Source organism: Aliiroseovarius sp. D2-2 (assembly GCF_055809455.1).
In genome coordinates this window covers 2,468,718-2,491,775 of sequence record NZ_CM147913.1, presented here as the reverse complement: position 1 = coordinate 2,491,775, position 23,058 = coordinate 2,468,718, and the positions used below count along the sequence as shown (strand labels likewise).

Here is a 23,058-nt window from a genome sequence, read left to right as displayed (position 1 = left end):
TGCGAATTACTGAACGTTGTTTTTCAGTTTGCAGGTGTTGACCCCCAAAAGGGTATAGAGCCCGCAAAACCCCAACGCGCCTGTTGCCAACGGCACAATGCCGATCAACGACCAGATTGGACCGCCTGCGAAAAAGTACCACCCCAGAAGGGCAAGACCCACAACGATGCGTGCGATGCGATCCAGATTTCCTGTGTTTTTCTTGAACATGATGAGTTCCTTTCCTTGTCTGCTTTCAGACTAGACCCGATGGGTTGGAAAGGCATGTGACGTGGTCACACAGGATGTTAAAAAGCTGCCCCGTTGACGAAACTATTCAGCGCTTTGCGGTCCAGAATGGTCACCACACCGCGTTCATGCGCCACCGATCCTGATTGCGCCATCTTATCCAACCTGCGCGAGATCACCTCGCGCGCGGTTCCAATGGCTGTTGCCATCTCGGCTTGCGTCATATGCAAGCACCCATCCGGGCCAGAACGGTCCAGTATAAGCGCTGCCAAACGGGCCTCGACCGTCATGAAGGACACATTCTCGATCAGCTGCATCATGGATTGCATGCGTTCGGCAAAGGCACCGAAAACGAGCCGTCGAAATCCGGGTGAGCTGTCCAGAAGGGCAAAGAACACATCGCGCGGGATCAGGACAAGGCGGGCCGGGGTCTCGGCCATCGCTTCAGCGGTGTAATCATCCCCGCCCAGAAGGCCCAATGTGGATTGAATGCAGCTTTGACCCGGTGCCACGCGATACAGCAGGATATCGCGTCCGTTTGGGCCGATCAGGTTCACGTCAACCTGTCCGGACAGCATGACGACGTAGCCTTTCACGGCCTCACCGGGGCAAAACAGAACCGCACCCTTTGGGACGTCCATTGGCGTGAACGTGTCCAGAAGTGCGCGGGCAGGGGCGTCCAGCGTTGCGATCTCGTCGGTATGTTCGGTCCAGCTCATGACGACAAGCTAGACCGATTGCGCCTTAGCTGCGACCGCGTTTTTCAAACCGCGGCAACATGGCCGAGAAATCCATGCCCAACCCGTCTTCGTTCTCAACGAATTGCGTGTAGAGGTCTGTCGCGGCCTGACCCATTGGGGTGTCGGCGTCTGCTGCCTCAGCGGCTTGCTGAGACAGGCGCAAGTCTTTCAACATCAGTTCAGCCGCAAAGCCCGGCTGATAGTCGTTGTCAGCGGGCGAAGCAGGTCCAACGCCCGGCGCGGGGCAATAGGCATTCATTGTCCAGCTGTACCCCGATGACGTCGACACAACGTCAAACATTTTTTGACGATCCAGACCCAACTTGTCGGCCAGCGCGAAGGCTTCGCAGGTGCCGATCATGGTGATGCCAAGGATCATGTTGTTGCAGATCTTAGCAGCTTGACCCGCACCGCTGTCGCCACAATGCACGGCTTTCTGGCCCATAATGTCAAACAAGGGATCGGCTTTCGCAAAAGCATCTGCCGAGCCGCCCGCCATGAAGGTCAGTGTGCCGCCAGAAGCCCCACCGACACCGCCAGAGACAGGTGCGTCGACAGGCAGAAGGCCTGCGGCTGTGGCCTGTTCCGCCACGGCGCGTGCGCTTTCCACATCGACGGTCGAGCAGTCCACAAATGCCGCGCCCTTGTCCATCGCGGGGATGATTTCATTGGCGACAGCACGCAGAATTTGACCATTGGGCAGCATGGTGACGACTACGTCTTGTCCGGTGGCAGCTTCAGCGCCCGAGCTTGCCAGCGTGACGCCTTCGATCTCGACCTTGGCCATGTCAAAGCCGGTGACTTCGTGGCCGGCCTTGGCCAAGTTTGCGGCCATCGGGCCACCCATATTACCCAGTCCGATAAATCCGATTTTCATGGCAGATCTCCCTAAAATGTCAGTTTGTTGTCGCCCAAAGGCGCAAGCATGTGTTCGACTGCCTCTTGCGGCAGGTTTTCCATGTCGTATTCCCAGTTCGGGGTGCGGTCCTTGTCGATCACTGCGGCACGAATGCCCTCGACCAGGTCGGAATGTTCTAGCGCACGATAGACGAAGCGGTATTCCAGTTCGAGCGACGTGCGGACGTCACGGGTGTCCGACATGCGGTGTAGCATTTCGACTGTGCAGGCCATCGATAGAGGTGAGTTCCGACTTAGAAGCTCCAGCGTGTTTTCGGTAAACTGGCTGTCTTCGGCGCGCAGGGACGCGACAATCTCGCCCAAGCTGCCGCCGCCGAAATGGGCGTCGATCATCGGTTGCATCGCCGACAGATTGCCGGGGATCGGCGGGATCGCGGCCTCGTCGATATGGCTTGGGTCGCCCGTGCGGATCAGGTCCGCTTTCAGCGCGTCCCATTCCGCCTGTCGGATTACGTAATCGGCAAAGCCCGCGTGGATCGCATCACCCGGTGCAAGGCGCGCGCCGGTCATGCCTATATATTCGCCCAGTCGTCCCGGTGCATGAGCCAAGATCAACGAGCCACCCACATCTGGCACCAGTCCAATCCCGCATTCCGGCATCGCCATTTTGGACGAGCGTGCCATGATCCGGTGTGATCCGTGGCAGCCAACGCCGACGCCGCCGCCCATGGTGAAGCCCTGCATGAAGCTGACCACAGGTTTGGGGAATTCGAACAGGCGCGCGTTCATGCGGTATTCGTCGCGCCAGAATTCCTGCGCGCGGGTGTGATCGCCCGATAGACCAATCTCGTAAATCTCGCGAATGTCGCCACCTGCACAGAAGGCGCGGTCGCCCTCAGCGTCGATCAGGATCAGTGCCACTTCGTCATCATTGGCCCATTTGATTAGGGCCGCGTCGATGGCCAGACACATGTCATAGCTGAGAGCATTCAGCGCGTCCGGGCGGGTCAGAGTGATCCGTCCGGCTTTGCCTTCTTTGCGGATAAAGATGTCAGACATCAGCCGCGGTCGCGCTCGACCAGCAACTGGCGTCCGACGATCAGGCGCATGATCTCGTTCGTGCCTTCAAGGATCTGGTGCACGCGCAGGTCACGCACAATTTTTTCGATCCCGTAGTCCGACAGATAACCATAGCCGCCATGCAGTTGCAGGCATCCATTGGCCACATCAAACGCCGCGTCGGTCACCATCAGCTTCGCCATGGCACAGAACTTCGACGCGTCATGCGCACCATTGTCCAGCTTCCATGCGGCCTGACGCAGGAAGGTGCGCGAGGCCTGAAGACGGGTCTCATACTCCGCCAGACGGAACTGCAGGGCTTGGAACTGGTCGATGGTTTTGCCGAAGGCTTTGCGCTCGCCCATATATTGCAACGTCAGGATCCAGAGCTTTCTGCGCACCACCCAAAGCACCAGCCGAGATGTTTAGACGTCCACCATCAAGACCGGCCATAGCATAGGTGAAACCTTTGCCTTCTTCGCCCAGCAGGTTTTCATGAGGTATGGCGCAATCATCGAATTGCACCTGCGATGTTGGCTGTGCTTTCCAGCCCATCTTACGCTCATTCGCGCCAAAGCTCAGACCTGGCGTGCCGTCTTCGACCACAACGGTCGAAATGCCCTTGGGGCCATCTTCGCCGGTGCGGCACATGGTGACGTAAACGTCTGAATAACCGCCGCCCGAGATGAAGGCCTTGTTGCCGTTCAACACGTAGCCTTCGTTGGTTTTTTCAGCGCGGGTTTTCAGTGCGGCTGCGTCGGAACCAGAGCCCGGTTCAGTCAGACAGTACGAAAAGACTTTTTCCATCGAACACAGGGCAGGCAGCCATTTTTGCTTGTCTTCTTCCTTGCCGAACTTGTCGATCATCCCGCCGCACATATTGTGGATCGACAGGAACGACCCAATTGCTGGATCGGCCATAGCAAGCGCTTCGAAAATCAGCGTGGCGTCAAGGCGCGACAGGCCCGACCCGCCGTATTCTTCGGACACATAGATGCCACCAAAACCCAGTTCAGCCAGCTGAGGCCAAAGCTCTTTCGGGATGGTTTCTTCGGCCTCCCACTTTTCGGAATTGGGTGCGATATTCTCTTCGCCAAAGCTTTTGGCCATGTCGAAAATGAGGGTCTGTTCCTCGGTCAGCGCAAAATCCATCTGGTTCTCCCATCCACGTGTCTTGGCGCAGGATATGGCGCAATCCTTACAGGAGTTTTTCAAGCGCCGTCTCTGTTTTGCCGTTCACTGTGATTTACTTGGGTCTAAGCCTACGAAAAACCACGTAGAAATACGGTACTTACAGCCCGTCGTGAAAGGCATCGACCAAATGGCGAACCACATCGCGCAGGTCTTCATCTGTTGGTTTTTCTGCCTGAATGCTGTCTTGGAAAACAGCGCGTTGTCGGTCGGCTGGCGTGCCGCCGGTCAGGATGTGGCGCGCCGCTTCGATTTCTCTAACGCACCCCAACACCTCGGCATCTTCTGTGACCAGTTCGATCATCTCATTCAGCAGCTCATCAAACGGGGCAATTTCACCCACACCAAAGTCGATCAATCCGCCCGAAACGCCATAGCGTTGCGCCCTCCAGCGGTTCTCGCCGATCAGGAAATTATCATACAAGCGCCAGCGTTGGTTCTTGGCTTTTAATCGCCACAACATGCGCGTCAGGCACTGGATTAGTGCTGCCAGTGACAGTGTGTCCTCAAGCCGTGGTTGCACATCGCAGATACGTGCTTCGATGGTCGGGAACCGTGCCGATGGGCGCAGATCCCACCAAATTTTTGAACTGTCTTCAATCACCCCGATATCCACCAGAGCTTGGACCGAGCGTTCATATTCGGACCAACTGCCAAGTTGCGGGGGCAAACCCGTACGCGGCAGGTTATCAAAAACCGTCAAACGATACGACGCGAGCCCAGTATCTTCGCCCTGCCAGAAAGGCGAGCTGGCGGACATCGCCAGAAGATGCGGAAGAAAGTAGGTAAGCTGGTTTACAAGGTCGATGCGCGTGTCGGAATCCGGAATGCCCACATGCACATGCATCCCGCAAATCACCATCCGACGAACTACGCCGGCCAGATCGCGACGCAGGTCGTTGTAGCGATCTTTGTTGACGTGATGCTGGTCTTTCCAATTGGCGAAGGGGTGGCAACTTGCTGCGATGGGGGCCAGCCCATAGTCATTTGCGTTTTTTGCAACGGACGCTCGCAGGCGTTTTAGATCATCGCGTGCTTCCGAGATGTTGGCGCAGACACGAGTGCCGATTTCGATCTGGCACTGCAGGTATTCTGGACTGACCTGACCTTCCAGCTCGGCACGGCAGGCTTCCATCATTTCTTCCGGGGCTTCTTGCAGGGCAAAACTGTCACGATCGACCAGAAGATACTCTTCCTCGATGCCGATGGAAAACGTAGGAGTTTCTCGGGCCATGGCCATTCCTTGTGTCATCGTCGCGCAAGGGCAGTTTGGCAAGAGATTGGCAATTGAACAAGCGCCGAGGCAAAAACAGGCCCGGAAACGCGAAACGCCCCGATGAAAACCGGGGCGTTTCGTTCAAACCAAATGTGGTTTTAGTCCATGGCTTTGAAGTTAAACTCGCCACCTTCTTTGATGCCCGACGGCCAGCGCTGGGTCACGGTCTTGGTGCGCGTGTAGAACTTGAACGCGTCCGGGCCGTGCTGGTTCAGGTCACCAAAGCCCGATTTCTTCCAGCCGCCAAAGGTGTGATAGGCCAGCGGAACCGGGATTGGCACGTTGATGCCGACCATACCGATGTTGATCCGGTTGGCGAAATCACGAGCCGTATCACCGTCACGGGTGAAGATCGCGGTGCCGTTACCGTATTCGTGATCCATCGCGTGGCCAAGGGCCTCTTCATAGTTTTCGGCGCGAACCATCGACAGAACCGGTCCGAAGATCTCTTGCTTGTAGATGTCCATGTCGGTGGTGACATTGTCGAACAAATGTGGACCGACGAAGAACCCGTCTTCGTAGCCCTGCAGTTTGAAGTCGCGGTTGTCGACAACAAGGTCGGCACCCTGTTCCACACCCGAGTTGATCAAGCGCAGGATGTTTTCCTTCGCAGCCGAGGTCACAACGGGGCCATAATCCACGTCATCACCTGCGGTGTAGGGCGCGACTTTCAGCTTTTCGATGCGTGGCACAAGGGCGTCACGCAGCTTGTCTGCGGTCTCGTTACCCACAGGAACAGCGACCGAAATCGCCATGCAGCGTTCGCCTGCTGCGCCGAAGCCGGCACCGATCAGCGCGTCTGCGGCTTGTTCGATATCTGCGTCGGGCATGATGATCATGTGGTTCTTTGCACCACCGAAACACTGCGCGCGTTTGCCGTTGGCTGTGGCACGCGAATAGATGTAATGCGCAATTGGGGTCGAGCCGACAAAGGCAACGCCCTGAATGGTTTCGTTGTCCAAGATCGCGTCGACCGCATCTTTGTCGCCGTTTACAACCTGAAGAACACCATCGGGCAGGCCGGCTTCTTTGCACAGCTCAGCCAGCATCATCGGAACCGAGGGGTCACGCTCGGACGGTTTCAGGATCATCGCGTTGCCAGCGGCCAGCGCCGGACCCATGCCCCACAGCGGGATCATCGCAGGGAAGTTGAACGGAGTGATCGACGCAACAACACCCAGCGGTTGACGCATAGAGTACATGTCGATGCCGGGGCCTGCGCTGTCGGTGAATTCACCCTTCATCATCTGGGCAGCACCGATGCAGTATTCGATGACTTCCAGACCACGCTGAACGTCGCCTTTTGCGTCGGGGATGGTCTTACCGTGCTCGCGCGACAGCGCCTCGGCCAGCTTGTCCATGTCACGGTTCAGAAGGCCAACAAGGGCCATCATCACACGACCGCGTTTTTGTGGGTTGGTGGCGCCCCAAGCTTTCTGGGCTTCGGCGGCTTTGGCGACTGCATCGTCCATTTCGGCTTTCGTAGCCAGTGCTACGGTGGCCTGCACTTCGCCGGTGGCAGGGTTGAAAATGTCAGCGGTGCGGCCTGATGTGCCGTCGACCATCTGACCGTTGATCCAGTGTCCTAGTTTTTGCATGGTACTTCTCCCAATATTCGAGTGCAGGATAGTCTTGCAGAATTGCCGGGAAAAGGGGTAGTTTTCCAAAAGCATTTTGCATTATTGCAAAGCAAGGGCAGGGAAGGCGGCAGGGTTCAATCCCGAAATGCCGATCCTGTACGCAAAGCGGGGAACGATTAGCTATGGATTGGGATGATCTGAAGGTCTTTTTGGCTGTTGCGCGCGGGGAAAGCCTGTCGCGGGCGGGCCATGTTCTAAAGCGTGATGCAGCGACGGTGGGTCGGCGCGTGGCGAAATTGGAAACTGAACTGGGATTGTCGCTTTTTACGAAGTCTCCGCAGGGCTACGCGTTGACCGAAGCGGGCCTGCGGCTGCTTTCCCACGCTGAACGGGCCGAGCAGGCGGTCATGTCCGGGGTGGATGAACTGGCAGGGCAATCGGGTCAATTGTCTGGGCAGGTGCGGATCGGGGCGACGGATGGGTGTGCCAGTTTCATCCTGCCGCAGGTTTGCGCAGCCATCCAACGCGATCATCCAGAGCTTGAGTTGCAGATCGTAGCCCTTCCACGCGTGATCAATCTGTCCAAACGCGAGGCAGATATGGCGATCACCGTATCGCCGCCTCAGACTGGCCGGATCACAGTGCAAAAGATCACTGATTATCACCTGCATCTTGCTGCGTCACACCAGTATCTGAACACATCCGGTCCTTTGGAGAATCTAAGCGATCTGCGCAATCACCCAGTGGTGGGCTATATTCAGGACATGATTTTTTATCCCGAATTGGACTTCCTTGAGGTATCTGGGCGTTGAGAAAGCAGCCCTCGCGTCAAACCTTGTGTCCGTGCAGCTTGGGCTTGTCCGGCAAGGCGGCGGGGTGGGGGTGACACATGATTTCATTCTGCCCTTCGCGCCCGAATTGGAGCGCGTTTTGACCGACGAATTGTCGATCACACGCTCGTTTTACTTGGTCCGTCACGAAGGGGATGCCCGGATGGAGCGGTTCGCACGAGTGGGCGAGGAGTTAATGCGCGGAATTCGCGAAGAAGTCGCGCGGCTGGAAGGTTTGGTGACCTGATTTCGCTGCAACTGCAAAGAGCTCTTGACATTTTGTTGCGTAAAGAGTGACGCTGGGGACAGAAAAATACAAGATATTCAAGCCGGAGAGCGCCAATGCTTATTCACCAGATCCTCAAAGACAAAGACCTCGCAGGGGTTGCCACGGTCAAGCCAGGCAGCAAGGTGGCTGACGCGGCAAATCTTTTGTCCCAAAAGAAAATTGGGGCGGTGATCGTGTCGGAGGATGGGGTACACCCGAAGGGTATCCTGTCAGAACGGGATATCGTGTCCGAGCTGGGCAAGGTCGGCACCGGCTGTTTGGATCAGCCAGTCGATGACTTGATGACAGCCAAGTTGATCACCTGTGCCCCCGGCGATCGTGCCATTCAAGTGCTGCAAACCATGACCGAAGGCCGTTTTCGCCACATGCCAGTGATGGAAGGCGACGAGATGGTCGGATTGGTGTCTATCGGGGACGTCGTTAAAGCGCGATTGGAAGAGCTTTCGCAGCAAGCGGATTCATTGAAAAACATGATTATGGGTTACTGATCCGTATAGAGCGTTTCGGGTTTAGCCTGAAAAGGTGAAAGCTGAAACGCAGTGCCCGATATCCGTGTTGTGGGCGTTTCGGAACAAAATTGTGTATCAAGTTTATCCAGAAACGCTTTGAGTAAGAATACGCTGCAGTGCGGAAAAAGCTTGCATTTGGGCGCGCCATAATGTTGCGTGCGCCCACTGCAAGGAGATCAGATCATGCGTGTCGGACTATACCCCGGAACCTTTGACCCCATCACTTTGGGACACACAGACATCATTCGCCGGGCTTGTGCTCTGGTCGATAGGCTGGTGATCGGTGTGGCGATTAATACCGGCAAAGGACCGTTGTTTTCGCTGGATGAACGCGTCGCTATGGTCGAGTCAGAATGTGCCAAACTGTCAGCTGAGACCGGAACCGAGATCGTAGCCCATCCGTTCCAAAACCTTCTGATTGATTGTGCCCATGATGTAGGTGCGCAGATCATCATTCGCGGTCTACGCGCTGTTACGGATTTCGAGTATGAATATCAAATGGTTGGAATGAATCGGGCGATGGATGACACCGTTGAAACCGTATTCCTAATGGCCGAAGCTCGGTATCAAGCGATTGCATCCAAACTGGTGAAAGAAATCGCCAAGTTGGATGGGGACATTAGCAAGTTTGTCCCCGAAGATGTGCGCCATAAATTGCTGGAAAAGATCAACTAGACGTCCGCACGTTTCAAGCAGACCTGCAGTTGATGGGAAGAAGTGGCGGCCCCACCGCAACCGTCGGGGTCTGAATTCCCGAGGACCTGTATATACAGGTGGGCGCCGGGTAAGTGGACCACGGTCCAAACAGAGCCAGCTCCCTCGGAATTGCTTAAGGCCACTGGAATTTTACCCACATGTGACGCGAAGGGCAGAAGCCGCCAAGGGTTAGATAGGCGGCGAAGCGCGCGGTTGCAAGGGAAGACATGTAATGTTGCGCACGCATCATTGACAATTTGTTCATGAATTGTTCATGGTGGGTCTATGGATACGACAGCCCAATCCCTTATGCCCGGCCAGCTTTTGGCACGGGGCGTCTGCCGCCACATGCTAAGCCATGGCTTTGTCACGGTAGAAGAGCTGGTGCCGACACGCGGCTTGCGTGTCGATGTGATGGCATTGGGCCCAAAGGGCGAAATCTGGGTGATTGAATGCAAATCATCGCGTGCGGATTTCACGTCCGACAGTAAATGGCAGGGCTATTTGGAATGGTGCGACCGCTATTTTTGGGCGGTAGACGCCGATTTCCCGGCCGATCTGCTGCCCGAAAGCACTGGGTTGATCATCGCAGATAGCTATGACGCGGAAATCATGCGCATGGGCCCCGAGGATAAGCTGGCGCCTGCGCGGCGCAAAGTGATGGTGCAAAAGTTCGCGACCCATGCAGCGCGCCGGTTACACGGGTTCCGTGATCCCGGAGTAGCGGCGCTTACGGAAGGATCAGGAGGATAAGCAGATGATGATCAAATATTATTACCCTGACGGGGATTGGTGCTATCGCGCGCTGCACACTGCACATGCCGTTTTCAATAAGGACGGCAAATTGATTGCGCGGGCCCAGAAGCCCGACGGAACCGGGCTTTATGAATTTGAGATCACCGGATTCGAGCTGATCGGACCGGGTGAGATTCACAAATAGGCGTCAGTCTTTTTTGCCGGATTTCTCGGCCATGGAGCGCGCTTGCGCGGCAGCGGCCCTCAGTTCTTCGGCGATTTCTTCTGCTTCTTCAGGTTCGAAATCCATTGGAAGTTCAACGCCGCCACCTTCTACGTAAAGACGCACCATTCCCACCGAAGTTGGTCCGATCTGCAAGTTTGCGTCGATGTTACTTTCGTCGTTGATGCCCATGTCTGGCCTCCTGAATTTCACCTGTCTGGGTTATTGATCTTTCCTGCATTTTTCAACCCGCGACCTCTTGCAATGCTCAGCATGTGACGGTAAATGCTCATCGTGTGCCGGCATAGCTCAGTAGGTTAGAGCGCTTGATTGTGGATCAAGAGGTCCCCCGTTCGAACCGGGGTGCTGGTACCACTCCCTTACTTCGGTTGAAGACTTCGTATCAGCGGACGTTGATACGTTTTAGCAGCTCGCCGTCTTTTCCATAGATCAAGATTTCGTTGCCGGATACGATCGCGATCCAGTCACGACCCATAGTGACTGCATCCGCACTTACGCCATCAGGCAATTTGATCTCGTCCGGAAGGGCGAGGGTGGTCGGTACCGGCGCGGTCTGCGAAAACTTCACCACCACAATTGTGATAAGCACAATCAACCCAAGGATCGTTGTGACGGTCATTGCCGTGACAAGCGTTTTCAGGTAGCGCACGGTGCCAAGGCCCGCGCTGTCTTCCAAGGCTGCGTCCAGTTCCTGTTCAGGAGTTTTATCCATGTCTACCTCGCACCGGATTGTCCAGGTTGTCATTGCCGAGAACCCGCCCAAGCGCCTTGATAAGGCGATTGCACGCGATGTGCCAGAGGAAGCGAACCTTTCGCGGTCTCGGCTGGCGAAGTTGATTGCCGATGGGGCGGTCACGATGGGCGGGCAGGTGATGGATGATCCACGCGCGAAGCTTGCGGAAGGTGATGCATTGGAAGTGCGGGTGCCCGAGGCGACCGAAAGCCATATTGGCCCAGAAGACATCCCTCTCGACATTGTTTACGAAGATGACGAACTGATTGTGGTGAACAAGCCCGCTGGCATGGTGGTGCATCCTGCGCCGGGCACGCCCACGGGAACTTTGGTCAACGCGCTGTTGCATCACTTTGGTGGGGAACTGTCCGGTGTCGGCGGTGAAAAGCGCCCCGGTATCGTGCACCGGATTGACAAGGACACATCGGGGCTTTTGGTGGTGGCTAAATCGGATGCGGCGCATCACGGGCTTGCCAAACAATTCGAGGCCCACAGTGCCGAACGCCACTATCTGGCGGTCACCTATGGGGCGCCGGATCAGGCCGATCCGCGATTGGGCGGCATGAAGGGCGCAAATTTTGAGCGCGGCAATATCCTGAAGATCACCACCCATCTGGCGCGCCACAAGACGGACCGGCAAAAGCAGGCGGTGCTGTTTTCGGGTGGACGTCATGCGGTGACCCGTGCGCGTATTCTGGAAAGCTTCGGCAGCCCCGCGCAGGCCGCATTGATAGAATGCTGGCTTGAAACCGGACGCACCCACCAAATTCGCGTGCATATGGCCCATGTCGGTCATGGGCTGATTGGTGATCCCACCTATGGCGGCCGTCGGAAGTTGAATGTGAAAGTGATCGGTGAAGACGCCGTCGACGCGGCGCGTGTTTTCCCACGACAAGCGCTACATGCCGCTACGCTGGGATTTGAACATCCGGTATCGGGCGAAAAACTCAGCTTTGAAGCACCGATCCCAAAGGATATGCTGGAGTTGATAGAAACTTTGCGCGCAGGCTAAACCCGCGCGCTCCGAGCGCGAGGCGAAGTGTCCATGACAGAACTTTCCTGGGCATCCTGGGGCGGAATATGGGCAGTCCTTTTGGTCCTGATCGATATTGCCACTGTCGCGCGTGCCGTTACCCGCGAACACCGGTCGGCTGCGTCCCGTTTGGCTTGGGTTGTGGTCATCCTGTCGCTGCCACTTGTGGGCGTGATTGCCTATTTCTTTTTGGGGGACACCAGCGCAGACCGCCGGTCTGATCGGAAACTTAAGGATTCTGCGGCGCGAACTTCCCAAGCGGCCCACCGGAAATCTGTCACGTCCCGAGCTTCCACTGCTGTATCGCCAGGCGTTTGCCCGTGCGGCCTCGGTCAACGGGTTTCAACCGGTGTCAGGAAATCGGGCTGAGGTCACGATTGACAGCAATGAAAGCATGGACTGGCTGGTCGAGGACATTGATGCCGCTAAAGAGCATGTTCACCTGCTTTTTTATATCTGGCTTGCAGATGGGAACGGAACGCGGGTCGCTGAGGCGCTGATGCGTGCGACGCGCCGGGGGGTCACATGCCGGGTCATCGTAGATGGGCTTGGGTCCCGTGGTCTTTTGGCAGATCCGCTTTGGCAAAAGATGCAAAACGCAGGCGTTGAAACGGTTACGGCGTTTGCATTCCGCTTTGCCCCGTTGGCGGCCTTCTTTCGCAGGCTCGACATTCGCAACCACCGCAAAATCATCGTCATTGATCACGACACCACCTATGTCGGTAGCCAGAATTGCGCAGATGCGGCATTCCTTGTCAAAAAGAAGTTTGCGCCGTGGGTGGACATGATGTTGCGCATCACGGGTCCCGTGGCGTGGCAATCGCAACGCCTTTTCGTATCGGACTGGATGGTGAATGGCGGTAACGACATTTCTGATGTGCTGAGGCGCGACGCACCGGAGTCAGTTGATGGGTTTCCTGCAGTTGCTGCGGGAACGGGGCCAAATATCGACGTACAAGGGGTGCCAGACATGGCGCAAATGCTTCTTGCAAGCGCCCAAAATGACGTTGTGATCACCACGCCCTACTATGTTCCGTCCGAAGCCTTGCAACAGCAGATATGTGCCACCGCCGTGCGCGGCGTGCGCGTGCGTTTGAACGTGCCTGCCAATAACGACAGCCATGTGGTGGGGTTTGCATCGCGCAGTTTTTACCGTGCGCTTTTAAAGGCCGGGGTCGAGATTCACGAGTTCCAGCCCGGCTTGTTACACGCAAAGATTATGACTGTGGACGGGCAGGCGGCGATGCTGGGATCGGCCAACCTGGATCGGCGCAGTTTTGACCTGAACTATGAAAACAGCATGATGCTGGTCGATCGCGCACTGGTGGGCGAGCTGGTGGTGAAGCAAGAGGTTTTCCTAAACGCGTCTTTGCCGGTTGATCGAAAAAAAGTGGAAAGCTGGTCGGTGACCCGACGCGTTCTTATCAACTCTGTGGGGATGATGGCCCCTTTGTTGTGATTTGCAACTTTGTGCACGAGCGCGTGAGATTTCATGACATGGGCTTCACTTCACGAAAGCAGAGGTTCATATCTTCTTCACAATTATCGGCGACACCCCTCTTGAATTCGCCATGTTAGCGCTTATCTCAATGTTAAGCCCTTAAACATGAGGGGACAGGACAGGAGAAGTTTGCCACTATGAGCAACTACAAAAATTTACCGGCCCCGACGCCAGAAGGCGGTCTGAACCGCTATCTTCAAGACATTCGGAAGTTCCCGATGCTTGAGCCGGAAGAGGAATACATGCTGGCCAAACGCTGGGCCGACCACCAAGACCGTAATGCGGCGCACCAGATGGTGAACTCGCATCTACGTTTGGCGGCCAAGATCGCTATGGGCTATCGCGGCTATGGTCTTCCGCAGGCTGAAGTGATTTCCGAAGCCAACGTTGGCTTGATGCAGGCCGTGAAACGGTTTGATCCGGAAAAAGGCTTCCGTCTGGCGACCTATGCCATGTGGTGGATCCGTGCCTCGATCCAGGAATATATCCTGCGTTCGTGGTCGCTGGTGAAACTTGGAACAACCTCGGCGCAGAAGAAGCTGTTCTTCAACCTTCGCAAAGCGAAAGCCCGCATTGGTGCGCTTGAAGATGGTGACCTGCGCCCGGAAAACGTTCAAAGGATCGCTCAGGATCTGAACGTGACTGAGGAAGAAGTGATTTCCATGAACCGCCGTATGTCAGGCGGGGATGCGTCGCTGAACGCCACAGTTTCGGCCGATGGCGAAGGCACAATGCAATGGCAGGATTGGCTGGAAGATGAAGACGCTGATCAGGCTGGCGACTATGCAGAATCGGATGAATTGAATGTTCGTCGCGAGCTTCTGGCGCAAGCAATGGAAGTTCTGAATGACCGCGAAAAGGACATTCTGACCCAACGCCGCTTGCAGGACAAACCTGTGACGCTTGAAGATCTGTCCGGCGTTTACAGCGTCAGCCGTGAACGTATCCGTCAGATCGAAGTCCGCGCCTTTGAAAAGCTGCAAAAGCGCATGCAGGAACTCGCCTCGGAAAAAGGTATGTTCGAGGACGCTTGATCCCGAACTGAACAAATAAAAAGGCCCTCCGCATCTGCGTGGGGCCTTTTTTATGGGAGCCGAGGTTTGAGTTTAAGCCAACACGTGCTCAATTCGCAGGGGCCCTAGGGCCTCCAGCGCTCTATGCACCTCGTCGCGAACTTGAAGATCTTCGTAAATTGCCTCAACCGGCAGCTCTGGCAAGCGCAGGGCGATACGGCGCCATTCATGCAGTAAAACAAGGCGCAAAGCGTTGCGATCCAATGCCGGTAGGTCAGCCAACTGCTCGCCTGAAAGCTGTGAGATTGCAGTTTGCAACAGCTTGATGTCGTCTCGCAATCTTTGTGGCGCCAATTGCTGTTTCACCCAATCGGGCAGCACAACTTCGGTGTCAGAAAACGAAAGCGCTTCGGATTCAGTTGGAGGTTTGCACGCGCCAAGAAAAACACTGGGCAGGATTTCGTTGAAGCCTGCGGCGATCAATGCGTCAAAGCTGCTGTCATCTGTGATCTGCGGCGAAAGCGCGACCAGATGCCATCGGGTTGGCGCAGGACGCGCAGGTCCATAAATGCGTTCAGCAACGGCCTGTGTTTGCGCGCGTCCATCTTTTGAAAGGTGGTAAACCGATTGCCGGCCATGGCGTGTGCTTTCAATCCATCCGTCTTTGCGCAAGCGGTGGAGCGCGACACGCGTGGCTTCGGGGCGAATGCCAAGGGACGACATAATTTGCCCCAAGGCTTGACCAGAAACGCCGGAAGCATCAGCATCCGGCGTCCCCATAACGGTCAAATCCCCCATCAAGGTGATGATCACCGACCACACACGCAAATCACTGCTGTCGCGCAAATGCGCCAGAGTGTGTGCAAGCGGGTCGGTTGTGGTCATCATGTCCTCAATAAGCGTTCATCGTCAGAAGTTCGTATTCTGCAACCAGTTCATCATCCTGATTGGTCAGGGTGACATGCCAACGCACTTCGCCATATTCGTCCGTCCGGCGCGTTTTGGCCTTTACAGTCAGGCGCACTTTCATGCTGTCGCCGGCTTCCACCGGTTTCATGAAGCGCAGGTTATCAAGGCCTGTGTTGGCCAGAACTGGGCCTTCGTTGGGCTCGACAAACAGGCCAGCGGCAAAGCTTAAAAGCAGATAGCCGTGCGCCACGCGGTCCGGGAAGAACGGGTTCCGTTTTGCCGCTTCGCTGTCCATATGGGCATAGAATGTGTCACCGGTGAAATTGGCGAATTTCTCGATGTCATCCAGAGTGACTTCGCGCGATTTGGTGTGCAGTGTTTCACCAATCGACAGCTCGCCATATTTGCGGGTGAACGGGTGGGCGGGGCCTTTGATCTCGGTTGCGCCGGGCACCCAGCGACCACTGACTGACGTCAGGATGTCGGGGCTGCCCTGAATGGCGGTGCGTTGCATGTAGTGCAGTACGCCGCGCACGCCACCCATTTCTTCGCCACCACCAGCGCGACCGGGGCCGCCATGCACCATGTGCGGCAGGGGCGAACCGTGGCCGGTGCTTTCCTTCATCGAGGTGGCGTTGTTGAAGTAAAGCCGCCCGTGGAAGGCGCCGGCACCCATCGCAACTTCGCGTGCCACGTCGCCTGACCCGGTGATGACCGAAGCCACCAGCGAGCCTTCGCCTTTGTTTGCCAGCTCAATGGCGTGGGCAATGTCGCGGTATCCCATGATGGTTGAGACGGGGCCGAAAGCCTCGGTCTCGTGCACGATTGTGGCCGTGTCGGGGGTTTCGCAGTGGAACAGCATGGGCTTCACGAACGCGCCTGCATCCACGTCGCCTGCGAAATCACGGGCGTCAGGGTCGCCATAGACCATTTTGCTTTCCGACCCGATCAGCGCGGCTTTTTCCAGCACGTCGGCTTTTTGACCAGCGGACACCAGCGCGCCCATGCGCACGCCCTCGGTGCGCGGATCACCGATCACGGTTTTGTCTAGTCGGGCGGACAGCGCCTCGATCACGTTTGCGACCTGTGCTTCGGGCGCAATGATGCGACGGATGGCGGTACATTTCTGACCGGCTTTTGTGGTCATCTCGCGGTGCACCTCTTTGATAAAGAGGTCAAATTCCGGGGCGTCCGGTGTAACGTCCGGACCAAGGATCGATGCGTTCAAACTGTCCTGCTCGGCCACGAACCGCACCGAGTTTTTCAGGATGTTCGGGTTTGATCGCAGCATCGACGCTGTCTGCGCGGACCCTGTGAAGCTGACGATATCTTGCGGGCCAAGACGGTCCAGAAGGTCGCCTGTGCCGCCTGAAATCAGCTGCAACGCGCCCTCAGGCAGGATGCCACTGTCCAACATGATACGTACGGCAGCCTCGGTCACGTAAGAGGTCGCTGTGGCCGGTTTCACGATGGCGGGCACGCCTGCCAGAAGGGTCGGGGCGAGCTTTTCCAACATCCCCCAAACCGGGAAGTTAAACGCGTTGATATGCACAGCCACGCCCTGCATCGGCGTCGCGATATGCATGCCAAGGAAAGTGCCATTGCGCGAAAGTTGTTCAATCTCGCCGTCGATATAGATTTGCCCATCCGGCATCTCACGCCGGCCCTTGGAGGCAAAGACAAACACCGTGCCGACACCGCCATCAATGTCGATCATGTGATCGGATTGCGTGGCGCCGGTGTCGAAGCTGAGGTCATAAAGCTCTTGCTTGTGCTTCCCCAGATCCATCGCCAGTGCTTTCAGCATCTTGGCGCGGTCGTGAAAACCCATCTCGCGCAGGGCAGGGCCACCCACGTTGCGCGCATGGTCGATCATCGCCTGCATATCCAGATCGGCACCACCTGCTTCGGCAATCTGTGCGCCGGTGATGGCGGACGCGATGGGGCGGGCCTTTGCGCCCGGTGCAATCCATTGGCCAGCCGCGAAGCTGGAGACTTTCATCAGGGTCATACTCTGTCCTCTGTTCGCAATAATTTCGGACGGCGCTTACGGTGCGCTCAGGCCCAGTTTTTTCAGTTGGGTGGCAACAGCGGCTTCCCATTCTTCGCGCAGTTCCGCGTTGGTGGAGTGGCGCAGCCCAAAGGCTTGCAGCTGGCTTGCACGGGTCGACACATCTTTGCCGAAGCTCGCGGCCACACGCGGCCACCAATAGGTGACGCTGGCTTGCAGGTCGGCTTTGCTGGTGCCGGTCTCGATCAGATGCTCAATACCCTCGGCGGCAAGCTCTGTGTGACGGGCTTCAACAGGTCCGACATCGCGAAATGCTTCAGCTAAAGGAGCGTAAGACACGCGTTTGAATTCGCTCATTTGCACACCAACGGCCAGACCCATCAAAAGGTTCATGACCACCGCATCGGACCAGCCTTGCATCGGGTAATTGAACACCGACAGGCGCATATCCGTGTCAGTGCGCGAGGTGCCGATGTCAGCGTCACGCGCCAAACGGTCCGTCCACGGATGGTGGTTGGCATAGCGTGCTGTATTTGCGCCAAAGTCACCCATGATCGACAGCACTTTGTCAGCATTGTCGGTCTTTTCCAGAACGATCTTGGCGGCCGCGATGCGTTCTTTGATGCCCGGCCCTTCGTTGATGATGTCGGCAAAGCCAGCAGCGCCTGCCAGTGCGCTGTCCACGAATGTGGCCATCAGGCGCATAAGCTCGGCGCGGTAACGCGCGGGGACATTCTCGGGATTGGTCAGGACGCCGCCCTGAGCCAGATAATCGGTGATGCTCATCTCGGTCATGGTGGTCTCCTTATTGATCAAAATCGACGACAACTTTGCCCGAGCGGGCATAAGACTGGCACGAAAGGACATAGCCTTTCTCGACCTCGTAATCTTCCAGTGCGTGGTTGGTGATCATGTCCACGTCACCTTCCAGAACCCTGCAGCGGCAGGTCGAACAGACGCCCGCTTTACACGCAAAGGGCGCGTCCATGTCATTGGCCAAAGCTGCGTCCAAGATCGAGGTTTCGCCGTCCATGGTGATGGTGCGGCTAGCGCCGTCCATCGAAATCACAGCCTCGATGCCTTCGCCTGTGACGGCAGATTTGCTGGTGGCTTTCTTGGCGGCCCGACCGGGTTGGCTTGATGCAAAAAGCTCGAATTTAATCTGTGCGTCGTCCAGCCCGTGATCGCGCAGCGCCTTGGCGATGCCCAGCATCATTGGCTCTGGCCCACAGATGAAAGCGGTGTCGACGGACTTGATGTCGATCCAAGTTTTGAACAGCTGCGCACATTTTTCCGCATCCACCAGCCCGGTGAACAGATCGATTTCCTGTGCGTCGCTCTCCAGAATATGGATCACGTTAAAGCGGCCCATATAGAGGTTCTTGAGGTCTTCCAGCTCCTCGCGGAACATGATCGTGGTCACGGCCTTGTTGGCGTAGACCAGCGTGAATTCGGATTCCGGTTCACGCGCCAGCGTGGTCTTGATGATCGACAGAACCGGCGTGATGCCAGATCCGCCAGCAAAGCCCAGATAGTGGCGGTTGGTGGTCGCATCCAGCGGCATGTGGAAGCTGCCCATAGGCGGCATGGCTTCGATGGTGATGCCCTCGGACAGCTCTTCATTGGCCCAAGTGGAAAAGGTTCCGCCTTCCACCCGTTTGATGCCGACCTGAAGTTTGCCGTCGTCCAGACCCGAACAGATCGAGTATGAGCGGCGCAGTTCCTGCCCGTCGAAATCACGACGGAAAGTGATGTATTGGCCTTGGGTGAAGTCAAAGGCGTCCGGGTCGTCAGGGGTGAGCGTCACCACCACCGCGTCGCGGATGGTTTTTTGGATGTCGGTCACGGTAAGGCTGTGGAAGCGCGCCATGTTGGGTCTCCTCAATGCAGTTAGATGCACTTGAAATAATCGAAGGGTTCAAGGCAGTCGCGGCATCGCCACAGCGCCTTGCAAGGGGTGGATCCGAATTGGCTGGTGCGTTCCAGATCATGGCCACCACAATTTGGGCAGCGTTCGGGTTCGCCTTTCGGGGAAGGGGGGGCAATGCCGAATTTCTCCAGCTCTGCTTTACCCTTTTCCGACAGCCAGTCGGTGGTCCACGGGGGGGACAGTTGTTGGGTAAGCGTCAGTTTCTTGATCCCGCGGTCGCGCAACGCGGTTTCAATATCGATATTGATGATCGAGGTGGCCGGGCACCCAGAATAGGTCGGGGTGACGGCGACGTTCAGCACATCGTCTTCCCACCGAACATCCCGGATGATGCCCAGATCGACCAACGAAATCACGGGAGTATTCGGGGTCGGGCACCTTGTCCAGCCACGCCCAAATCGTATCTACTGACGGCTGACCCATCTTACCAGGTCGCGCCTGGATAAGCGCGCTGCAGCCACTGCATCGTGCACAGAAGATGGCCCAAATGCTCGGTATGCATATAGCCGGTGCGCCCGCCCTTGTGATGGAACGTGTCGGTCGGAACGGTCAGCGTTGCTTGGCCCAAAACCTTGCCAACAAGCGCGTCATATTCTGCGCGCAAGCTGGCGGGATCGGGGGCAATGCCCGCTTTGACCATGGCCGCATCCACGTCGTCGCCGTCAAACATTTCGCCCACATAGGGCCAGAGGTAATCAAGCGCGGCTTGCATGCGAGCATGGCTTTCTTCGGTCCCGTCGCCAAGGCCAACCACCGTGTCGCCTGAGCGTTCCACGTGATAGGTCACTTCCTTGGAGGCTTTCGCCGCGATCGCAGCCACTCGTTCATCGGACGAGGTCATCAACCGGCCCAGCATGACCGACGACCAGGCGTCGAACAGGAACTGGCGCATCAAGGTCTGGCCGAAATCGCCGTTGGGCAATTCGCACAGAAGCACGTTGCGGAAATCCCATGTGTCGCGCAGGAAAGCCAGATCGTCAGCGGTGCGGCCTTTGCCTTCGACTTCACCGGCAAGACCCAGCCAAAATTGCGTCTGACCGATAAGGTCCAGCGCCGTGTTGGCCAGCGCGATATCTTCTTCCAGCACCGGCGAATGGCCACACCATTCGCTGACGCGATGGCCAAGGATCAGGCTGTTGTCGCCCATCCTTAGCAGGAATTGAAAGAGTGCGTTGTCAGCCATTACATGTGCCCCACTTCTTCGGGGATGTCGAAGAAGGTCGGGTGACGATAAACCTTCGAATTCGAGGGCTCGTAGAGCGGACCTTTTTCTTCCGGGCTTGAGGCGGCGATATGCATCGCTTCAACAACCCAGATCGACACGCCTTCGTTGCGACGGGTGTAGACGTCACGGGCGTTCTTGATTGCCATTTCTGCGTCCGGGGCGTGCAGGCTGCCCACGTGACGGTGGCTGAGGCCATGCTGACCACGGATAAATACTTCCCAAAGGGGCCATTCTTTCGACATGTGATCTCTCCTTACTCGGCGGCTGTGCGTGCAGCTGATTTCTTGCGGCCATGGGCCAGCAGACCGTCGCGCACCCATGCGCCGTCTTCCCAAGCATTGGTCCGATCTTTCAAACGGTCCACGTTGCAAGGGCCTTTGCCTTTGATAACGTTGAAGAACTCGGTCCAATCGGGATCAGAGAAGTCATAGTGACCCCGTTCTTCGTTCCACTTGATGCCGGGATCCGGCAGGTCCAAGCCAAGGTATTCAATTTGTGGGATGGTCTGGTCGACGAACTGCTGACGCAGGTCATCGTTTGAGCGCACCTTAATCTTCCACGTCATCGATTGTTCCGAATGCACGCTTTCGCTGTCCGACGGGCCAAACATCATGATCGAGGGGAACCACAGACGGTTCACGGCGTCCTGCGCCATTGCTTTCTGCGCTGGCGTACCAAAAGCCATCTTCATGATCGCGTGATAACCCTGACGAGCGTGGAAGCTTTCTTCCTTACAGATGCGGATCATGGCGCGGCTATATGGCCCGTAGGATGTCCGTTGCAGCGCCACTTGGTTCACAATGGCCGCACCATCCACCAGCCAACCGACCGCGCCGATATCGGCCCAGTTCAGTGTGGGGTAGTTGAAGATCGACGAATATTTCATCTTACCTTCATGCAGAAGCTCGACCAGCTCATCACGGCTCACGCCCAGCGTTTCAGCGGCTGAATAAAGGTAGAGCCCGTGTCCGGCCTCGTCCTGAACTTTCGCCAGCAGGATCGCTTTGCGCTCCAGAGTAGGCGCGCGGGTGATCCAGTTGCCTTCGGGCAACTGACCCACGACTTCCGAATGTGCGTGCTGGCCCATTTGGCGGATCAGCGTCTTGCGATACGCCATCGGCATCCAGTCTTTCGGCTCGATCTTTTCATCGCGATCAATCCGCGCCTGAAACTCTTTAAGCAGCTTGGAATCCTCGTCCGAGGCCTCGGCTGTGATCATCTGTGCATACATCGTCAGATCACTTTCCAGAATAAGGGCAACGCCCTGTCCAACACCCACACACATGGTGCACAGCGCATAGCGCCCACCGGTGCGTTTCAGTTGATAGGCGGCGGTTAGAACAAGCCGCGCGCCTGACATGCCAAGCGGGTGGCCCAGTGCAATCGCACCGCCATTGGGGTTTACGCGGGGGTCATCATCGGCCACGCCCAGCTCGCGCAGGGTGGCAAGACCTTGGCTTGCAAAAGCCTCGTTCAGCTCGATGACGTCGATTTGGTCTATGCTCAGCCCGGCTTTCGCCAGGGCTTTACGGCTGGCAGGGACGGGGCCGATGCCCATCACGCGCGGTGCAACCCCAGCGGCTTGCATGGATACCACGCGGGCCATCGGGGTCAGTTTGTTGGCTGCGGCTGCGGCTTCAGAAGCGATCAGCATCGCAGCGGCCCCGTCGTTCACGCCGGACGCGTTGCCCGCCGTGACAGTCAGGTCAGGACCGTTCACGCCACGCAGGCCCGACAGCTTTTCAGCCGAGGTGCCGGGGCGGGGGTGTTCGTCTGTGTCGACCACAATCGCATCGCCTTTGCGCTGCGGAATGGTAACGGGAATGATCTCGTCTGCGAACATGCCAGCCTCGTGCGCGGCGGCCCATCGGGCTTGGCTTCTGGCGGCAAAAATGTCCTGATCTTCGCGGCTTACAGCGTAATCTTCAGCCACATTGTCAGCTGTCTGTGGCATCGAATGCGTGCCGTGCAGCTTGTCCATCTTCGGATTCACGAAGCGCCAGCCGATTGTGGTGTCGTAAACCGCATTGGCGCGGGTAAAAGCGTTTGTTGCCTTGGGCATCACGAAGGGTGCGCGGCTCATGCTTTCGACGCCACCTGCGATGCAAAGGTCATAGTCACCCGCTTTGATCCCGCGTGCGGCCATGCCGACCGCATCCATGCCCGAGGCGCAAAGGCGGTTGATTGTGGTGCCGGGAACTTCGACGGGCAGACCGGCCAGAAGGGCAGCCATACGCGCGACATTGCGGTTGTCTTCGCCCGCTTGGTTGGCCGAGCCATAGAGCACGTCGTCAACTGACGCCCAATCCACATTTGGGTTCCGCTCTTTCAAAGCGGCGATTGGCAGGGCTGCCAAATCGTCTGCTCGCACGCTGGACAAAGCACCGCCGTAACGACCGATTGGTGTGCGCACTGCATCGCAGATCAAAGCTTCCATGTATCCCTCCCAGGGCAGACCGAGCGCGGAC

Annotated in this window: 22 protein-coding genes, 1 tRNA gene and 5 pseudogenes; 10 read left to right on the top strand and 18 right to left on the bottom strand. The window is 57.0% G+C overall.

From position 1 onward, the window contains the following. Positions 1-6: 6 nt before the first annotated feature. The 7 genes and pseudogenes from AC0L6A_RS12300 to AC0L6A_RS12270 form a co-directional block, all read right to left on the bottom strand. Positions 7-210: a YgaP family membrane protein gene (locus AC0L6A_RS12300; protein ID WP_473290387.1), complete on the bottom strand. Its 204-nt coding sequence runs from the start codon at positions 208-210 to the stop codon at positions 7-9. Between the two features lie 77 nt (positions 211-287). Then, a complete protein-coding gene (locus tag AC0L6A_RS12295; protein ID WP_473290386.1) occupies positions 288-947 on the bottom strand; it encodes a Crp/Fnr family transcriptional regulator in 660 nt (219 codons plus the stop codon). 25 nt (positions 948-972) lie between these two features. Next, positions 973-1,863 (bottom strand): 3-hydroxyisobutyrate dehydrogenase, encoded by an 891-nt coding sequence (mmsB, locus tag AC0L6A_RS12290; RefSeq protein ID WP_473293490.1) that lies wholly within the window; start codon positions 1,861-1,863, stop codon positions 973-975. Beyond that, complete coding sequence (locus AC0L6A_RS12285; RefSeq protein ID WP_473290385.1) at positions 1,857-2,885, bottom strand: 3-hydroxyisobutyryl-CoA hydrolase; 1,029 nt, start codon at positions 2,883-2,885, stop codon at positions 1,857-1,859. Before AC0L6A_RS12285 ends, mmsB begins: the two co-directional genes overlap by 7 nt. Continuing rightward, positions 2,885-4,037, bottom strand: a pseudogene (locus AC0L6A_RS12280) (acyl-CoA dehydrogenase family protein). Before AC0L6A_RS12280 ends, AC0L6A_RS12285 begins: the two are co-directional and overlap by 1 nt. Positions 4,038-4,176: 139 nt before the next feature. Beyond that, positions 4,177-5,328 (bottom strand): carboxylate-amine ligase, encoded by a 1,152-nt coding sequence (locus tag AC0L6A_RS12275; protein WP_473290384.1) that lies wholly within the window; start codon positions 5,326-5,328, stop codon positions 4,177-4,179. A gap of 122 nt (positions 5,329-5,450) precedes the next feature. After that, positions 5,451-6,950, bottom strand: coding sequence for a CoA-acylating methylmalonate-semialdehyde dehydrogenase (locus AC0L6A_RS12270; protein WP_473290383.1), 1,500 nt, complete (start codon positions 6,948-6,950; stop codon positions 5,451-5,453). A 164-nt stretch (positions 6,951-7,114) separates the two neighbouring features. On the opposite strand from AC0L6A_RS12270, the pseudogene AC0L6A_RS12265 reads away from it, so the two are divergent. From AC0L6A_RS12265 to AC0L6A_RS12245, 5 genes and pseudogenes are all read left to right on the top strand, one after another. Next, positions 7,115-8,009 (top strand): annotated as a pseudogene (locus AC0L6A_RS12265) (LysR family transcriptional regulator). Between the two features lie 95 nt (positions 8,010-8,104). Continuing rightward, on the top strand, positions 8,105-8,539 hold the full coding sequence (locus AC0L6A_RS12260) for a CBS domain-containing protein (RefSeq protein WP_473290382.1): 435 nt from the start codon (positions 8,105-8,107) through the stop codon (positions 8,537-8,539). 204 nt (positions 8,540-8,743) lie between these two features. Continuing rightward, on the top strand, positions 8,744-9,235 hold the full coding sequence (gene coaD, locus AC0L6A_RS12255) for a pantetheine-phosphate adenylyltransferase (protein WP_473290381.1): 492 nt from the start codon (positions 8,744-8,746) through the stop codon (positions 9,233-9,235). A 306-nt stretch (positions 9,236-9,541) separates the two neighbouring features. Continuing rightward, entirely contained in the window at positions 9,542-10,009 is a 468-nt protein-coding gene (locus tag AC0L6A_RS12250) for an MmcB family DNA repair protein (RefSeq protein ID WP_473290379.1), read from the top strand. A gap of 4 nt (positions 10,010-10,013) precedes the next feature. Further along, positions 10,014-10,196, top strand: a complete 183-nt coding sequence (locus tag AC0L6A_RS12245; protein WP_473290378.1) for a hypothetical protein — start codon at positions 10,014-10,016, stop codon at positions 10,194-10,196. Between the two features lie 3 nt (positions 10,197-10,199). Here AC0L6A_RS12245 and AC0L6A_RS12240 read toward each other — a convergent pair whose 3' ends face one another. Then, positions 10,200-10,406, bottom strand: coding sequence for a DUF6324 family protein (locus tag AC0L6A_RS12240; RefSeq protein ID WP_473290376.1), 207 nt, complete (start codon positions 10,404-10,406; stop codon positions 10,200-10,202). 106 nt (positions 10,407-10,512) lie between these two features. Between AC0L6A_RS12240 and AC0L6A_RS12235 the strand changes: the two genes are divergently transcribed. After that, positions 10,513-10,589 (top strand) — tRNA-His (locus tag AC0L6A_RS12235). 28 nt (positions 10,590-10,617) lie between these two features. On the opposite strand, the gene AC0L6A_RS12230 is transcribed toward AC0L6A_RS12235, so the two are convergent. Next, a complete protein-coding gene (locus AC0L6A_RS12230; RefSeq protein WP_473290375.1) occupies positions 10,618-10,947 on the bottom strand; it encodes a DUF6476 family protein in 330 nt (109 codons plus the stop codon). On the opposite strand from AC0L6A_RS12230, the gene AC0L6A_RS12225 reads away from it, so the two are divergent. The 4 genes and pseudogenes from AC0L6A_RS12225 to rpoH all read left to right on the top strand — a co-directional run bounded on the left by AC0L6A_RS12225 (position 10,946) and on the right by rpoH (position 14,536). Continuing rightward, the gene (locus AC0L6A_RS12225) at positions 10,946-11,980 is read left to right on the top strand and encodes an RluA family pseudouridine synthase (RefSeq protein ID WP_473290374.1); all 1,035 of its coding nucleotides are present in this window, start codon (positions 10,946-10,948) and stop codon (positions 11,978-11,980) included. The genes AC0L6A_RS12230 and AC0L6A_RS12225 overlap by 2 nt on opposite strands. A gap of 33 nt (positions 11,981-12,013) precedes the next feature. Then, positions 12,014-12,148: pseudogene (locus AC0L6A_RS12220) on the top strand (hypothetical protein); the annotation flags it as partial. 28 nt (positions 12,149-12,176) lie between these two features. Further along, the gene (locus AC0L6A_RS12215; RefSeq protein WP_473290372.1) at positions 12,177-13,460 is read left to right on the top strand and encodes a phospholipase D-like domain-containing protein; all 1,284 of its coding nucleotides are present in this window, start codon (positions 12,177-12,179) and stop codon (positions 13,458-13,460) included. Positions 13,461-13,639: 179 nt separating this feature from the next. Continuing rightward, complete coding sequence (gene rpoH, locus AC0L6A_RS12210) at positions 13,640-14,536, top strand: RNA polymerase sigma factor RpoH (protein ID WP_473290371.1); 897 nt, start codon at positions 13,640-13,642, stop codon at positions 14,534-14,536. 72 nt (positions 14,537-14,608) lie between these two features. On the opposite strand, the gene AC0L6A_RS12205 is transcribed toward rpoH, so the two are convergent. From AC0L6A_RS12205 to pcaF, 9 genes and pseudogenes are all read right to left on the bottom strand, one after another. Continuing rightward, complete coding sequence (locus AC0L6A_RS12205; RefSeq protein ID WP_473290369.1) at positions 14,609-15,403, bottom strand: hypothetical protein; 795 nt, start codon at positions 15,401-15,403, stop codon at positions 14,609-14,611. A gap of 4 nt (positions 15,404-15,407) precedes the next feature. Further along, on the bottom strand, positions 15,408-17,435 hold the full coding sequence (paaZ, locus tag AC0L6A_RS12200; RefSeq protein ID WP_473290367.1) for a phenylacetic acid degradation bifunctional protein PaaZ: 2,028 nt from the start codon (positions 17,433-17,435) through the stop codon (positions 15,408-15,410). A gap of 36 nt (positions 17,436-17,471) precedes the next feature. Continuing rightward, positions 17,472-18,230, bottom strand: a complete 759-nt coding sequence (locus AC0L6A_RS12195) for a Phenylacetic acid catabolic protein (protein ID WP_473290365.1) — start codon at positions 18,228-18,230, stop codon at positions 17,472-17,474. Positions 18,231-18,240: 10 nt separating this feature from the next. Beyond that, positions 18,241-19,305 carry a 2Fe-2S iron-sulfur cluster-binding protein gene (locus AC0L6A_RS12190; RefSeq protein WP_473290363.1) on the bottom strand — a complete coding sequence of 355 codons (1,065 nt, stop codon included), beginning with the start codon at positions 19,303-19,305 and terminating at the stop codon, positions 18,241-18,243. Positions 19,306-19,325: 20 nt separating this feature from the next. Beyond that, positions 19,326-19,788, bottom strand: a pseudogene (paaD, locus tag AC0L6A_RS12185) (1,2-phenylacetyl-CoA epoxidase subunit PaaD). A 1-nt stretch (position 19,789) separates the two neighbouring features. Next, positions 19,790-20,548, bottom strand: a complete 759-nt coding sequence (gene paaC, locus AC0L6A_RS12180) for a 1,2-phenylacetyl-CoA epoxidase subunit PaaC (RefSeq protein WP_473290362.1) — start codon at positions 20,546-20,548, stop codon at positions 19,790-19,792. Further along, a complete protein-coding gene (paaB, locus tag AC0L6A_RS12175; protein WP_473290360.1) occupies positions 20,548-20,832 on the bottom strand; it encodes a 1,2-phenylacetyl-CoA epoxidase subunit PaaB in 285 nt (94 codons plus the stop codon). The genes paaC and paaB overlap by 1 nt, the downstream gene beginning before the upstream one ends. 11 nt (positions 20,833-20,843) lie before the next feature. Continuing rightward, positions 20,844-21,821 (bottom strand): 1,2-phenylacetyl-CoA epoxidase subunit PaaA, encoded by a 978-nt coding sequence (gene paaA / locus AC0L6A_RS12170; protein ID WP_473293488.1) that lies wholly within the window; start codon positions 21,819-21,821, stop codon positions 20,844-20,846. A gap of 12 nt (positions 21,822-21,833) precedes the next feature. Beyond that, positions 21,834-23,027 (bottom strand): annotated as a pseudogene (pcaF, locus tag AC0L6A_RS12165) (3-oxoadipyl-CoA thiolase); the annotation flags it as partial. Between the last annotated feature and the right edge of the window lie 31 nt (positions 23,028-23,058).

Excerpts from the sequence above, each read along its gene's own strand:
- AC0L6A_RS12300 (WP_473290387.1), bottom strand. The coding sequence starts at position 210 with ATGTTCAAGAAAAACACAGGAAATCTGGATCGCATCGCACGCATCGTT.
- AC0L6A_RS12295 (WP_473290386.1), bottom strand. The coding sequence starts at position 947 with ATGAGCTGGACCGAACATACCGACGAGATCGCAACGCTGGACGCCCCT.
- AC0L6A_RS12285 (WP_473290385.1), bottom strand. The coding sequence starts at position 2,885 with ATGTCTGACATCTTTATCCGCAAAGAAGGCAAAGCCGGACGGATCACT.
- AC0L6A_RS12275 (WP_473290384.1), bottom strand. The coding sequence starts at position 5,328 with ATGACACAAGGAATGGCCATGGCCCGAGAAACTCCTACGTTTTCCATC.
- AC0L6A_RS12270 (WP_473290383.1), bottom strand. The coding sequence starts at position 6,950 with ATGCAAAAACTAGGACACTGGATCAACGGTCAGATGGTCGACGGCACA.
- AC0L6A_RS12260 (WP_473290382.1), top strand. The coding sequence starts at position 8,105 with ATGCTTATTCACCAGATCCTCAAAGACAAAGACCTCGCAGGGGTTGCC.
- coaD (WP_473290381.1), top strand. The coding sequence starts at position 8,744 with ATGCGTGTCGGACTATACCCCGGAACCTTTGACCCCATCACTTTGGGA.
- AC0L6A_RS12250 (WP_473290379.1), top strand. The coding sequence starts at position 9,542 with ATGGATACGACAGCCCAATCCCTTATGCCCGGCCAGCTTTTGGCACGG.
- AC0L6A_RS12245 (WP_473290378.1), top strand. The coding sequence starts at position 10,014 with ATGATGATCAAATATTATTACCCTGACGGGGATTGGTGCTATCGCGCG.
- AC0L6A_RS12240 (WP_473290376.1), bottom strand. The coding sequence starts at position 10,406 with ATGGGCATCAACGACGAAAGTAACATCGACGCAAACTTGCAGATCGGA.
- AC0L6A_RS12225 (WP_473290374.1), top strand. The coding sequence starts at position 10,946 with ATGTCTACCTCGCACCGGATTGTCCAGGTTGTCATTGCCGAGAACCCG.
- AC0L6A_RS12230 (WP_473290375.1), bottom strand. The coding sequence starts at position 10,947 with ATGGATAAAACTCCTGAACAGGAACTGGACGCAGCCTTGGAAGACAGC.
- rpoH (WP_473290371.1), top strand. The coding sequence starts at position 13,640 with ATGAGCAACTACAAAAATTTACCGGCCCCGACGCCAGAAGGCGGTCTG.
- AC0L6A_RS12205 (WP_473290369.1), bottom strand. The coding sequence starts at position 15,403 with ATGATGACCACAACCGACCCGCTTGCACACACTCTGGCGCATTTGCGC.
- paaZ (WP_473290367.1), bottom strand. The coding sequence starts at position 17,435 with ATGACCCTGATGAAAGTCTCCAGCTTCGCGGCTGGCCAATGGATTGCA.
- AC0L6A_RS12195 (WP_473290365.1), bottom strand. The coding sequence starts at position 18,230 with ATGACCGAGATGAGCATCACCGATTATCTGGCTCAGGGCGGCGTCCTG.
- AC0L6A_RS12190 (WP_473290363.1), bottom strand. The coding sequence starts at position 19,305 with ATGGCGCGCTTCCACAGCCTTACCGTGACCGACATCCAAAAAACCATC.
- paaC (WP_473290362.1), bottom strand. The coding sequence starts at position 20,548 with ATGGCTGACAACGCACTCTTTCAATTCCTGCTAAGGATGGGCGACAAC.
- paaB (WP_473290360.1), bottom strand. The coding sequence starts at position 20,832 with ATGTCGAAAGAATGGCCCCTTTGGGAAGTATTTATCCGTGGTCAGCAT.
- paaA (WP_473293488.1), bottom strand. The coding sequence starts at position 21,821 with ATGTATGCACAGATGATCACAGCCGAGGCCTCGGACGAGGATTCCAAG.